The organism is Acinetobacter puyangensis (assembly GCF_900096995.1).
GTDB classification, from domain to species: Bacteria; Pseudomonadota; Gammaproteobacteria; order Pseudomonadales; family Moraxellaceae; genus Acinetobacter; species Acinetobacter puyangensis.
On sequence record NZ_OANT01000001.1, the window covers coordinates 51958 to 65059 of the forward strand.

The 13102-nt window shown below is 41.0% G+C and carries 11 protein-coding genes; 8 read left to right on the forward strand and 3 right to left on the reverse strand.

Translation table 11 applies throughout. The annotated features are described in order from the left end of the window. Positions 1-10 precede the first annotated feature (10 nt). Together CRO21_RS00245 and CRO21_RS00250 are read right to left on the reverse strand one after the other, a co-directional pair. Positions 11-223: a hypothetical protein gene (locus CRO21_RS00245; protein ID WP_097077361.1), complete on the reverse strand. Its 213-nt coding sequence runs from the start codon at positions 221-223 to the stop codon at positions 11-13. Between the two features lie 51 nt (positions 224-274). After that, entirely contained in the window at positions 275-1012 is a 738-nt protein-coding gene (locus tag CRO21_RS00250; protein WP_097077362.1) for a hypothetical protein, read from the reverse strand. A 227-nt stretch (positions 1013-1239) separates the two neighbouring features. On the opposite strand from CRO21_RS00250, the gene urtA reads away from it, so the two are divergent. The 6 genes from urtA to CRO21_RS00280 all read left to right on the forward strand — a co-directional run bounded on the left by urtA (position 1240) and on the right by CRO21_RS00280 (position 8399). Next, positions 1240-2526, forward strand: coding sequence for an urea ABC transporter substrate-binding protein (gene urtA, locus CRO21_RS00255; protein ID WP_097077363.1), 1287 nt, complete (start codon positions 1240-1242; stop codon positions 2524-2526). Between the two features lie 129 nt (positions 2527-2655). Then, the gene (gene urtB / locus CRO21_RS00260) at positions 2656-4353 is read left to right on the forward strand and encodes an urea ABC transporter permease subunit UrtB (protein ID WP_378234914.1); all 1698 of its coding nucleotides are present in this window, start codon (positions 2656-2658) and stop codon (positions 4351-4353) included. A gap of 5 nt (positions 4354-4358) precedes the next feature. Then, positions 4359-5426, forward strand: coding sequence for an urea ABC transporter permease subunit UrtC (gene urtC / locus CRO21_RS00265; RefSeq protein WP_097077364.1), 1068 nt, complete (start codon positions 4359-4361; stop codon positions 5424-5426). A gap of 3 nt (positions 5427-5429) precedes the next feature. Beyond that, positions 5430-6311, forward strand: a complete 882-nt coding sequence (urtD, locus tag CRO21_RS00270) for an urea ABC transporter ATP-binding protein UrtD (protein WP_228150325.1) — start codon at positions 5430-5432, stop codon at positions 6309-6311. Positions 6312-6321: 10 nt separating this feature from the next. Further along, positions 6322-7020: an urea ABC transporter ATP-binding subunit UrtE gene (gene urtE / locus CRO21_RS00275; protein ID WP_087619584.1), complete on the forward strand. Its 699-nt coding sequence runs from the start codon at positions 6322-6324 to the stop codon at positions 7018-7020. Positions 7021-7247: 227 nt separating this feature from the next. Continuing rightward, positions 7248-8399, forward strand: coding sequence for an MFS transporter (locus tag CRO21_RS00280; protein ID WP_097077365.1), 1152 nt, complete (start codon positions 7248-7250; stop codon positions 8397-8399). Between the two features lie 22 nt (positions 8400-8421). Here CRO21_RS00280 and CRO21_RS00285 read toward each other — a convergent pair whose 3' ends face one another. After that, entirely contained in the window at positions 8422-9213 is a 792-nt protein-coding gene (locus tag CRO21_RS00285) for a Crp/Fnr family transcriptional regulator (protein WP_097077366.1), read from the reverse strand. Between the two features lie 377 nt (positions 9214-9590). Between CRO21_RS00285 and CRO21_RS00290 the strand changes: the two genes are divergently transcribed. Beyond that, positions 9591-10661, forward strand: coding sequence for an ABC transporter substrate-binding protein (locus CRO21_RS00290; protein WP_097077367.1), 1071 nt, complete (start codon positions 9591-9593; stop codon positions 10659-10661). 52 nt (positions 10662-10713) lie between these two features. Next, positions 10714-13017 (forward strand): TonB-dependent receptor, encoded by a 2304-nt coding sequence (locus tag CRO21_RS00295; protein ID WP_097077368.1) that lies wholly within the window; start codon positions 10714-10716, stop codon positions 13015-13017. The last annotated feature ends 85 nt before the right edge of the window (positions 13018-13102 follow it).

A 13102-nucleotide genomic window follows, 5' to 3' on the forward strand; every position in this document is an offset into this window, starting at 1 on the left:
CTTGCCAGATTCATGTCTGGCTAAGAAAATTTGCTAAACTGTCAATATGCTGTAATTCATGATCATATAAGACATAGTTATCGAGATAGCCATGATTTTCAATGCGATTGATTTGCAAAAAGTCATGTGCTGTACACCAGCTGATAATTAAACCAGATTTTAATTCAGGGAATAAGCGTACCGACACATAAAGATGTTTGGGCCGGCAATAAAACTGTTCCATAATTTCCAGTGTTCTGCTTTTAATCTCTGGATTCTGCTCAGTTTTCTATGTTTAATTTTCGACTTTTAGATAGCTACCGTCCGCATAAACCCCAAAACCAAAACCACATTCAGCATCAGCCTTATTTTGTATAACGTCAATGCGTTCTCCTTGTGCATTTGCTGGTAGAAATTTTAACTGAATGATGCAATTTTCATGGCGATATTCAGCTAAAGACGCATTTTTGTGCATGGTGATACTAAATTCGCCCAGATTTGGACCATAAATTAAACCATTAATGCCCATTCTTAGACCATTGAAATCAAGTTGGTAAAGATTCCCTTTGTTGGTGATTTCAACGGTGTTCCATTGTCCCTGTCCGGCATAACGCACATAAGTACCTTGTTTGGATTTACTGGCTTGCACTGACGGTAATTTCTTTAAATTAAACTGACTTTTTGCCGAGTCTGGTGTTAATTCAAACCAAGCACGTGCCCAGCGCGGTTGTCCAAGTTTTACATAGCTTAAACCTACATTATTATAGGCCGTGGCAAGTTGCTCATCACTAATTTTTTTCCCGATAATATCGGTTTGATAGAGGCAGAAATGTGTCCATGCTGCCTGATCCAAAAATGCGTCACGTGCTTTTTGATAATGCTTTTGCTGATAAAATTTTGCACCTCGCTGGGCATATTGCGATAACTTTTGACAGCCTGTAATGATTTCCTGTTCACTGTTGGCGTGGCTTAAAGAAGTCAGTCCTAAACTGAATAAAAGAATACTGAGGCATAGTATTTTTTTTCTTAACATTATTCTCTCCCCAAGTCTTAAATATTGTGCACTATTTTAGCTCATATTATTGTGCGCAAATTTTACTTTTATTGATCAATATTTGTATATGCAATGATGGGGATTTGTAAAAAATGATAATTTTATAACTAACAGAATGAATTATATATAAAAAATAAAGTTGGCATAGAAATTGAATTTATACAGACAGTTTTAGATCGCTACAAAAATCCTTGACGGAGTCAAACATGATTAAGCAACGTATAATGCCACTGTCTTTTTTAGTCGCAGCAATGATGGGAAGTTTAACATTAGTTGGGTGTTCAAAGCCTGCTTCAACCACAGAAGAAAAAGCGGCAACAGAAACAACGGCACCGGCGGCCAGTGGCGATACCATCAAAGTGGGTATCTTACATTCCTTATCTGGCACCATGGCAATTTCAGAAACCTCACTGAAAGATACAGCATTGATGACTATTAATGAAATCAATGCTGCTGGTGGTGTATTAGGTAAAAAACTAGAACCTGTGGTGGTGGATCCGGCATCAGACTGGCCATTATTTGCCGAGCGTACCCGCCAATTATTGACACAGAATAAAGTCGATGTGATTTTTGGTTGCTGGACATCCGTTTCGCGTAAATCGGTTTTACCCGTGGTTGAAGAGTTAAACGGTTTGTTGTTCTATCCTGTACAGTACGAAGGACAGGAACAGTCTAAAAATATTTTCTATACCGGTGCTGCGCCAAACCAACAGGCAATTCCTGCGGTTGAATATCTAATGAGTGATGAAGGTGGCAAGGCAGAGCGCTTTGTATTGCTTGGCACAGATTATGTTTACCCACGTACCACCAATCAGATTTTACGTGCATTCCTGAAATCCAAAGGTGTAGCTGAAAAAGACATCATGGAAGAATACACGCCGTTTGGTCATAGTAACTATCAAACCATTGTTGGCAATGTGAAAAAATTTGCTGCGGGTAAAAAGACCGCAGTGATTTCCACCATCAATGGTGACTCTAATGTGCCGTTCTATCGTGAACTGGGTAATCAGGGCATCAAGGCTTCTGATATTCCGGTGATGGCATTCTCGGTGGGTGAAGAAGAGTTACGTGGTATTGATACCAAACCACTGGTGGGTCATCTGGCCGCATGGAACTACTTCATGTCGGTAAAAAATCCAACCAATGCCAAATTTATTAAAGATTACAAACAGTTTGCTGTCGATTATAAACTTCCAAATGCCGATAAAGTGGTGACTAACGATCCAATGGAAGCGACTTATGTCGGTATCCATATGTGGAAACAAGCAGTTGAAAAAGCTGGTTCTACTGAGGTTGATAAGGTACGTGAAGCCATGAAAGGTCAGACTTATGCTGCGCCATCAGGCTATACCCTGAAAATGGATGAAGAAAATCATCATTTATGGAAACCTGTGATGATTGGTCAGATTCGTGCTGACGGTCAGTTTGACGTTGTGTACAAAACACCAGAAGTGATTCGTGCAGAAAACTGGAGTCCATATATTCCTAAATAGTTTTGTAGCCCACCTGCTGCCCCTCTTGCGGCAGGTGATTTTTTTATTCTCCTTGCAACTCAAGCATCTTGGTCATTCCTGATATAAATAAATTCTTTCCCTGAATGATCAAGATGTCAAAACTCCAATATGCTCTATGAGGAGTGGCTTATTATGCAGCTCTCTACTTTGCTACACAGTATCGCAAGTCTATGTTTATTGATGCAATTTTCTATGCAACCAGCATGGGCAGACAATAGCTCAATCAGTACGAATGCTGTTTTGTCTACAAGCACAGAAAATAATTCCGAAGTCGTGTTACCTGCAACGCAGGGCGATGCAATCCAGCAATTTGTTAAAGGTGATTTTAATACTCGTCGTGTCATGTTGAATCAATGGCCAGGCAGTATTGAGCAGTTTGATCAACTGGTTGAATTAATCGATAAAAATGAACTGTATCAGGATGGTGCAGGCAATACCTACATTCTGGAAAATGATGAAAAACTATTTTCTTATCCTGCAAAACAGGAATTAAGTCGTTGGCCGAATGATTTATCACAAGTGATTCTTGCCAATACCTTGCGTCAGGCGTTGGGTTTTGGACAAGCAAAAGCAAAATTACAGTCCGATGATGCAAAACAACGCCTGCAAGCGGTCAAAATTCTGGAATCTAATATTGCAGAATTGGACAGTAAAACCATCGATGATTTATATCTAAAAGAACAAAATAATAAGGTGAAGGCTGCTTTGGCGCAGTTGAAGGCACGGATTGATTTTCAGTCTGACGATGTCTTAACCAAGATTAATGCAGTGAAGGTACTCAAAGACAGTAATAGTCCAGATGTACTGGCAATGCTGCAAAGTGCTGCACAACAGAAAAATCTTAATCCCGATCTAAAAGCGGCCTTACAGGATGCACAAAGTAGCATTAAAACTCGGATTCAAGCCAGTGAGTGGACAGGGCATGTCTTTTCAGGTTTAAGTACGGCCAGTGTGTTATTGCTTGCCGCTTTAGGTCTGGCGATTACCTATGGTTTGCTCGGTGTGATTAATATGGCACATGGTGAGTTGATCATGATCGGTGCCTATACCACCTATGTGGTGCAAAGCCTGTTTAAAACCTATCTGGGTGATATGGTCAACTGGTATTTGGTGATTGCCATTCCTGCGGCATTTCTGGTCAGTGCAATTATTGGCATGATCATTGAGCGATTGGTGATTCGTCCTTTATATGGTCGTCAGCTTGAAACTCTACTTGCCACTTTCGGTGTAAGTTTGATTCTAATGCAACTGGTGCGAATGATTTTTGGCGCACAAAATGTCGAAGTCTCGAATATTTCTTGGTTGAGTGGGGCAATTGAAATTACCCCAAGTCTGATGCTGCCTTATAACCGTATTGCCATTATTGGTTTTACCGTGGTGGTGTTATTACTTCTGGTCTTCTTGTTGAATAAAACCCGTTTCGGTCTATTTGTACGCACTGTAACACAAAACCGTCAAATGGCACGCGCCGTCGGGATTCGTTCAGCACGGATTGATATGCTGGCTTTTGGTTTGGGGTCTGGCCTTGCAGGTCTTGCAGGCTGTGCGTTGGCACAAATCGGTAATGTCGGGCCAGATCTGGGACAACGTTATATTATTGATGCGTTCCTAGTGGTTGTAGTCGGTGGTGTCGGTCAGGTCTGGGGCGCGGTATTGGCAGCGTTAGGTCTGGGCATCAGTGGTACTGTGCTGGAAATCGGCATGGGTGCTGTACTTGCCAAAATTATCCTGTTGGTTCTTGTGATTCTGTTTATTCAGAAACGTCCACAAGGTTTATTCGCCATTAAAGGTCGTTTTGTGGAGTAGACAGCATGAGTATGATACAACTTTTAGCAGATAAGCCACGTAGTGCGATTTTAATTGGTGTTTGTTTTGCCATTCTTCTGATCTTACCGTGGTTTCATCTTTTACCACCCGATTCAGCCATGCATCTGTCTGCTTACTGGGTTACATTGATTGGCAAAATCATGTGTCTGGCGATGGTGGCTTTGGCACTGGATTTGGTCTGGGGCTATGCCGGAATTTTAAGTCTGGGCCATGGCTTGTACTTTGCACTTGGTGGCTACGCCTTCGGCATGTATTTGATGCGTCAAAGTGCAGGTGATAGCTTGCCTGACTTTATGCGTTTTTTAAGCTGGACGGAAATGCCGTGGTATTGGGCTGGGACACAACATTTTTGGTGGGCGATCATTCTGGTGGTATTGGTGCCGGGACTGGTGGCATTTATCTTTGGTTTCTTCGCCTTTCGTTCCAAAATTAAAGGTGTGTATTTTTCCATTATCACGCAAGCAATGGTTTTTGCCGCAGCATTATTGTTCTTCCGTAATGAAACAGGCTTTGGTGGTAATAATGGTTTTACCGGCTTTAAAACAATTTTAGGTTTTGATATTACCTCTGCATCGACTCGTGCCGTGCTGTGTTTTGCGACAGCTTTAATTTTACTGCTGTGTTATATGGGGTTACGTCATTTGATGAATCAACCCTATGGACGGGTATTGGGCGCGATTCGTGACAGTGAAAACCGCTTGCAATATTTGGGCTATCGTACCTTGTGGTACAAACTTTCTGCATGGACATTGTCTGCGGTGATTGCCGGGATTGCCGGTGCATTATATGTACCGCAAGTGGGGATTATTAACCCAAGTGAAATGAACCCTGTCAATTCGATTGAAATGGCGGTCTGGGTTGCAGCGGGTGGACGTGGCACATTGATTGGTGCGATCCTTGGCGCAGGTGTCATTAATGGCGTGAAAACCTACTTTACTGTGGCTTATCCAGAAGCATGGCTATTGATTTTAGGTGCATTATTTGTGGTGGTGACCTTATTTTTACCGAAAGGCATTATTGGCATCTTTGACCGTTTTAAAAAGGAGGGCTAAGCAATGACAAGTATTATACACAGCCATACCGCACGCCCTGAACAAAATTCTATCGCACATTTGGCACAACAAGACGCATCGCAAGAACATGGTGGTCATGCCGCAGATGGTTATGGTCGCCCTAAAGAAGAGGGTGCAGATTTTACTCACGGTATCGCCCTTTATCTGGAAAAAGTTAGTGTTTGGTTTGACTCTTTCCGTGCCCTGAATGATTTATCACTCTATATTGATGAAGGCGAATTACGCTGTATTATTGGTCCCAATGGTGCAGGTAAAACCACCTTGATGGATGTGATTACCGGTAAAACCCGTCCCACCGAAGGTTCGGCATTTTTTGGACAAAATTACAATCTTGCCAAAATGACCACCGAACAAATTGCCGAGGCGGGGATTGGACGTAAATTCCAGAAACCCACGGTATTTGAAAATTTTACCGTGATGGAAAATCTATTACTGGCTGCGCCTCGAGATAAGCGTGTAGCAAAAAGCCTGTTTTCCAAACTTGATCCCGATGCGCAACTGGCATTGGAGGAAACCTTAGTTCAGATTCGTTTACAGGAATTTGTCGGTAAGCAGGCAGGGTTATTGTCGCATGGCCAGAAGCAATGGCTGGAAATCGGCATGCTGTTAATGCAACGTCCAAAACTGATTTTGCTGGACGAACCCGTGGCAGGCATGACGGATGCCGAAACTGAACGTACCGCAGAACTTTGTCTGGAATTAAAGAAAAACCATACACTTGTGGTGGTGGAACACGACATGAGCTTTATTGATACCATCAGTGAAAAAGTCACCGTTCTGGCGCAAGGTGCAATCCTTGCTGAGGGCACATTGGCTGAAGTACAGGCCAATGAAGATGTGATTGAAAAATATCTGGGGCGTTAAGGAGAGCAGCATGTTAGAAATACGTGAAATTAACCAATATTATGGTGGTAGTCATATTCTGCGTGATGTCTCGTTGGATGCACCTGTTGGCGAATGTTCGGTCATATTGGGACGCAATGGTGTGGGTAAAACGACATTATTAAAATGCCTGATGGGAATTTTGCCAATTAAATCGGGACAAATTTTGCTAGATGGCAAAGACATTTCCAAAATGTCACCAGAACAGCGGGTGCGTGCGGGCTTAGGCTATGTACCGCAAGGGCGGGATATTTTTTCGACCTTGACTGTTGAAGAAAATATTTTGATTGGCATGGCAAAATTTTCCGGGGCGAAAACCCGTAAAGTACCGGAGCATCTGTATGAAATTTTTCCGGTACTGGAAGAAATGAAACATCGCCGTGGTGGTGATCTTTCAGGTGGGCAACAACAACAATTGGCGATTGCCCGCGCACTGGCATCAGAACCCCGAGTATTGATTTTGGATGAGCCAACCGAAGGGATTCAGCCTTCAATTATCAAGGATATCGGACGAGTGATTCGTAAACTGGCAGATCAGGGCGATATGGCAATTGTACTGGTTGAACAGTTTTATGATTTTGCCGAAGAGCTGGCGGATAATTATACCGTGATGGCACGTGGTCAAGTGATTGCACAAGGGATTGGCAGTGAAATGCCAGAGAAAGGCATTAAGGAAATGGTGGCCATTTAAGCGTTGATTTTGCCTTTTCTCACGTTGAGGCAGTATTTTTGTGGTCATGACAGCATTGTGGTGTGCAATCTAGCATGCCATGATGTTGAAATATGACTCATCATAAGGGCTCGTCAGAATACCTAATAATAAAATATCGACAGGCTGCTCATCTGAGGAAAAAAACACAGATTTTAGGATTGGTTCGGCATATGATACGCCTCAAGATTCGTGACTGAGTAAGTAACATGCCCATTGCATTTAAATTGGCTGGCTTTTATTTTTGCTATTATGCAATTGTGGGTACGTTTTTACCGTACTGGAGTCTGTATCTAGAACATGAGAATTTCAGCCATTTTGAAATTGGCTTACTGAGTACCATTGCTATTCTAACACGCTTTGTGGCGCCATTTGTATGGGGCTGGCTGGCAGATCGTACCGGCAAGCGTATGGTATGGATTCGGCTGGCAACGTTTGTCGAAGCCGGAGTATGGTTGACCATTTTTTTTATCTCTAAAAATTTTCAGACCATTGCCATCATTATGCTGATTTTTAGCTTTTTTCAAAATGCGATTCTGGCGCAATTTGAAGGCGTTACTTTATTCTGGCTCGGTGAGAAAAGACAGCAGCTTTATGGCAAAGTGCGTAAATGGGGATCGATTGGTTTTATTGCCGGTGTGTTTATCATTGGGTTGATTTTGCAACATGTGTCGATCAGCATGTTGCCTATTTTATTGCTGGTCATCGCGATCTTTGCTTTTATCTGGTCATTTAGTATTGCTGAACCAGAAAATGCGCCCTCTGCACAGCAGCAATTAGAGCCAATATTACCGATTTTAAAACGGCCCGTGGTGGCAAGTTTTCTAATTATCGAGTTTATTCTATTATTTTCCCATGCGCCTTTTTATAGTTTTTATAGTAACTATCTGCAACAGGCAGGCTATAACACCGCAGAAATTGGTTTTTTATGGTCAACTGGCGTACTGGCCGAAATTATAATGTTTGCCATTGCCAATTACTTTTTTCAGCGATTTTCCTGGCGTAGTCTGATTATCCTGTGCCTTTTACTGACTGCGGTACGCTGGTTTATGGTCGGATTATTTCCACAATTTTTTGTCTTGCAATTTTTGGCACAATGTATTCATGCCTTTAGTTTTGGTCTATTTCATTTGATTGCCATGCGGATTATTTTTCAGAATTTTAGTGCCAGACAGCAAGGTCGAGGGCAGGCGTTATATGGCACCATGTGGGGACTCGGCGTGGCATGTGGTAGTGTTTTGGCTGGACGATATTGGGACATATTGTCTGGTGAAATCATTTTTATGCTGGCAGGTCTATCCAGTTTGATTGGATTATTCTGGGTCATGGGATTACCTAAAACCATTCAAAAGGCGGAATAGAATGGATAGATTCAAAAAGTATTTATTTGATCAAGTCTTTTAACTTTTCTAGATCAAGGACATGAATCTGATGATATCGAACTTTAACGATTCCTTGTTGTGCCAGAATAGAAAGTTCTTTATTAATATTCTTTCTTGATGTATTGAGCAACTCGGCAAAATTTTCCTGACTCAGTTTGATCTGAATTTTAATGTTTGAATCGAGTTGTAACGAAAAGAATTCGACTAAATAAATTAATTCCCGAGCCAGACGTATTTGTAAGGGTTGGGTCGATTGATAATAAGAATCAAAGTAGTGTAAATGGGAGCGATGACAAATGAGCTGAAAAATAACATAGAGAACTTTGGGATTTTTTTCTAAAATGTTTAAAAGAATGTCTCCAGGTATAGTAGCAACGACAGTTGGTTCGTGGCTGATATGATCATGCCCAAAGTACTGATGTGTCACGACGGGTACAATATTGGTTAATAATCCGGTAGGTAGGAATTTATAAATATGATGTTTACCTTCCGGCGTTGTCCACGCTGTCCTAATGATACCTTTTAGAATGACAGTGACTTCATGACAGGTTTGATTGGCTGTATAAATATAGTGTCCTGTTGGATAATGCAAAATTTTTAAATGTTGATGAATTTTTTGTTTTTCTTCTTCGCTGCACAATTGAAAGAATTTAAATTCGCTGAGTTGCTCAATCGCAAGTTGATAATAATCAGTTGTTATTTTATGGCTAGCTTGTTTTACAGTCTGGCTCTGAGCAATTTTTTCAGGAGAAATACCGATATCCTGCGAAGATGGATAATTAAAAGTATTCATATATAGCTATCCTTACGCATGTATTAAGGACTTAATAGCATGAGATCAGTTGATAATATCGTATGTTGCTTAAAAATTCTAACGGAAATATGTGGGTTTATAATGCATAAAAATGACTTAACTTATATCAGAAAAAGAAATCATTGTGCCCGATGATACAGTAATAAATAACAGTTTTTAGCTGACAAAACTGTCTAATTTAGGCATATATTTTTTATCACTATCTAAATCATGAAATACTAAAACATCTGGGGTAAATGCTACAGATTAGTTCTTTATATATCGTTTAAATTGGCCGCCATGGCATCATCAGTATCCTCTTGCTTGTTTATTATGAGGATATGAGATGGTTGCAAAATATTCATGGGGATAAGGTAATGAAAAATATAATCCGATTCTATTCATCTGTGATGGTATTGCTGTTGCTTATGTGTTCACAGACACTTTTTGCCCAAGCACCCAAGGTGATCCGTATTGGGACGCCGGATGTCAGTGCTGGTACTAAGAGTGCAGGTGGTGGTGTAGTTGATGTGCTTTATGTCAATCAATGGTTAGAGAAAGAATTTGCCAAAAAAAATATCAAAGTAGAATGGTTGTTTTTTAAAGGTGCTGGTCCGGCAATTAATGAAGCTCTGGCAAATAATCAAGTCGATTTTGCTTTTTTAGGTGATTTTCCTTTAATTATTGGTAAAGCAGGTGGACTTGATACACAGTTATTGATTGCCGCCGGTCGTGGTGGTACCAATTATCTGGCTGTACGTTCAGATCTAAATATCAAAAACTTATCCGAACTGAAGGGTAAACGTGTTGGTCTGCTCCGTGGTACAGCAGATGAGTTGGGTTTTATTAGTGCATTAAATAGTCATGGTTTAAGCATCAAGGATATTCGCATTGTCAATCTGGATTTTAATGCGGTTAATGCGGCATTAGTGGCCAAAAAAATTGATGCGTCATGGGGACCTGCACGATTTTTTGCTTTACGTGATAAAGGCATTGTTAAATTACCGGTAAATAGTAATCAGCTGAATGGCGCAGGTTCTAGCCAAGGTGGATTTATAGGACGTCGAGCTTTTATCGAAACGCATCCAGCAGAAACGCAGCAAGTTGTGAATCAAATTGTTCGAGGGGTTCATTGGTTATCTCAGGAACAAAATAGAATACCTCAAATTGCTTTGTTCTTTACGCAGGCGTCTTATCCAGCTTCCATTTATGCACAAGCTTTACATGGAACAAATCTAAAATTTGCCTATTCACCATTATTTGATCCTTATTATTTAAATCAATTACAAAGTAAAATTAAGCTAGCCAAACAACAAAACTTAATTCGTCAAAATGTTGATGTTAATGCTTGGGTCAATCAAAGATTTTTAAATCATGCTTTAAATGAATTGAAACTGAAAGATTATTGGCAGCCGACTTCTCAATATCAGCCCCGTATTCAGAAATGATATTGATTACATTATGCAAATAAATTGTAAAAATTAAGATTGAGGAGCTCCAATGATATTATCTAATACACTGTCATCATTAAAATTTGCTAAGCCTTATATTCGATTTGGGCTGAAATATAGTTTGTTAACCAGTAGTATTTTGTTTTGTGTACAACAGGGTTATGCACAGGAACAGATCAGTAAGGAAGTTGATAAAAAAATAAACACGCAAAGCCAGCAAGATGTGATTCAACTGGATACAGTGGTGGTCACTGCAACTCGGCGTGAACAATCCTTGCAGAAAGTCCCTGTTGCTGTATCGATCGTCAATGGTAAAGAGTTGGACGAGAAACAGCAAAATTCTCTGGAGGCGATTGTCAAGGAAGTCCCTTCGGTCAATTTTAACGCGACCTCTACCAATAAGGATTCTTCGTTATTTATTCGTGGGATTGGTACCATCTCGACCTCTCCCGGGGTAGAACCTTCTGTATCTACTGTGATTGATGGCGTGGTATTGAGTCGGCCAGGACAGGCGACACTGGATTTATTGGATATAGAACGAGTGGAAGTGCTTCGTGGACCACAGGGTACCTTGTTTGGTAAAAACTCTACTGCTGGTGTGGTCAATATTGTCACCAAAAATCCGACGGAAAAGCCTTCTGGTTATGTTGATGTTTATTTTACCGATGACCATGAACAGCGTATTAAATTGGGTGCCTCAGGTGCATTAATTCCGGGTGTGCTAAAAGCCAATGTTAGTGCATTACTCAGTAACTATGATGGCAATGTATATAACTATCATACCCAGCAAGATGTCAATGGCTATCGTACCCAAGGTATTCGCAGTAAATTTGAATATAATCCGAGTGATAATTTAACACTTGGTTTGTCTGTGGATTATGTTCATAAAGACAGTACTGCATCGCTGGGAAGTTTGGTCAATAGCTCCAACGCCGACTATTTACAAGCCATTGCCCCCGTTGTTGCGGGTCAGGAGAATCGTAAAGTAAATAGCCCACAGGAAACAGTTGATGATACCAATCAGGGGATTTCTTTTACAGCAGACTGGTTTCTGGATCGGCATCAAATCTCTTCGATTACGGCTTTAAGACAGTGGAAGAATGTGCAACAGCCTTATTATAATTATCTACCAGAAGCGACAACACAATTTGCATTACTTCATGATCGTGGTGAAGTGGATTCCAAACAGCTTTCACAGGAATTGCGTATTGCCAGTCTGGAAGATGGCTTTGTCAATTATGTGGCAGGTGTCTATTTCTCCAAAAATGATAATGATGAAAAAACCCAGCGTTATGCGCACTGGTATGATAGCAGTATACAAGCCTATGACGATGATTATGCCGTTGCATATTTTGGTACAGAAAGCCGAAACTATGCCATTTTTGGTGAAGGGACATGGAATTTGAGTGATAGATTACGTCTGATTACCGGATTACGTTTAACGCGGGACGAGCTGTCTTTTTATCACAACAGAAATTCCACGATTCCATCGACACTGGAATCCCGTAATTCTATTCGTAATGCGGTTGCCAATTCCGGTTCTACATCAGAAACCGGCGTATCTGGGCGTGCAGGCGTACAATTCGATATTTCTTCGGATATTAATAGCTATTTTACTTATTCACGTGGCTATAAAGGGCCAGCCTATAACGTGTACTTTAATATGAGAAATATTGATACGCCCGTGATTGATCCAGAAACCTCCAATTCATTTGAGTTGGGATTTAAATCACAATGGTTGAATAATCGTTTACGTTTAAATCTGGCTGCATTTTATACCGAGTATGAAAATTTTCAGGCCAATTTTCGTGTCGTGGATAGTGGTGGCGGGATTAGTACCCGGTTGATCAATGCCGGAGAAGTGTCAACCAAAGGGCTTGAACTGGATAGTAGTTATCAGGTCAATGAAAATCTACGCTTGAATCTGGCTGCTGCCAATATTCATGCCCGGATTGATAATTTTAAATGCCCACCAGCCGATTCGGCCTGCCCGGATGTTAATGGTAAACCGCTGCCAAACTCTCCAGACTGGAAATTAAATGCGCAGATAAATCAATCTTTTCCAATTGCCAATAATCGGCGTATTGAACTGTCTTCACAGTATGCATGGCAAAGCAAAATCCAGTTTGATATTGGACAAAATGAACAAACCATACAGCCGTCTTATGGTATCTGGAATGCCAGTATTGCTCTGGCCGATACAGCATCTGATTGGCGGGTAGCATTTTTAGTCCGCAACGTATTGGATAAGTCCTACAACGCCAGACTGGCAACAGGGGGCTATGGTTTATATCGTACCGTCCCAAGAGATGATGAGCGTTATTTCGGCTTGTCCTTCCGTAAAGATTTTTAAGCATACATCACGGCATGATCTATCGCTTGCGTACTTTGGATGGCAAGTGATAGATCCGATCAAATAATAACTTATCTCTTGTGGA

Excerpts from the sequence above, each read along its gene's own strand:
- CRO21_RS00245 (WP_097077361.1), bottom strand. The coding sequence starts at position 223 with ATGGAACAGTTTTATTGCCGGCCCAAACATCTTTATGTGTCGGTACGC.
- CRO21_RS00250 (WP_097077362.1), bottom strand. The coding sequence starts at position 1,012 with ATGTTAAGAAAAAAAATACTATGCCTCAGTATTCTTTTATTCAGTTTA.
- urtA (WP_097077363.1), top strand. The coding sequence starts at position 1,240 with ATGATTAAGCAACGTATAATGCCACTGTCTTTTTTAGTCGCAGCAATG.
- urtB (WP_378234914.1), top strand. The coding sequence starts at position 2,656 with ATGCTCTATGAGGAGTGGCTTATTATGCAGCTCTCTACTTTGCTACAC.
- urtC (WP_097077364.1), top strand. The coding sequence starts at position 4,359 with ATGAGTATGATACAACTTTTAGCAGATAAGCCACGTAGTGCGATTTTA.
- urtD (WP_228150325.1), top strand. The coding sequence starts at position 5,430 with ATGACAAGTATTATACACAGCCATACCGCACGCCCTGAACAAAATTCT.
- urtE (WP_087619584.1), top strand. The coding sequence starts at position 6,322 with ATGTTAGAAATACGTGAAATTAACCAATATTATGGTGGTAGTCATATT.
- CRO21_RS00280 (WP_097077365.1), top strand. The coding sequence starts at position 7,248 with ATGCCCATTGCATTTAAATTGGCTGGCTTTTATTTTTGCTATTATGCA.
- CRO21_RS00285 (WP_097077366.1), bottom strand. The coding sequence starts at position 9,213 with ATGAATACTTTTAATTATCCATCTTCGCAGGATATCGGTATTTCTCCT.
- CRO21_RS00290 (WP_097077367.1), top strand. The coding sequence starts at position 9,591 with ATGAAAAATATAATCCGATTCTATTCATCTGTGATGGTATTGCTGTTG.
- CRO21_RS00295 (WP_097077368.1), top strand. The coding sequence starts at position 10,714 with ATGATATTATCTAATACACTGTCATCATTAAAATTTGCTAAGCCTTAT.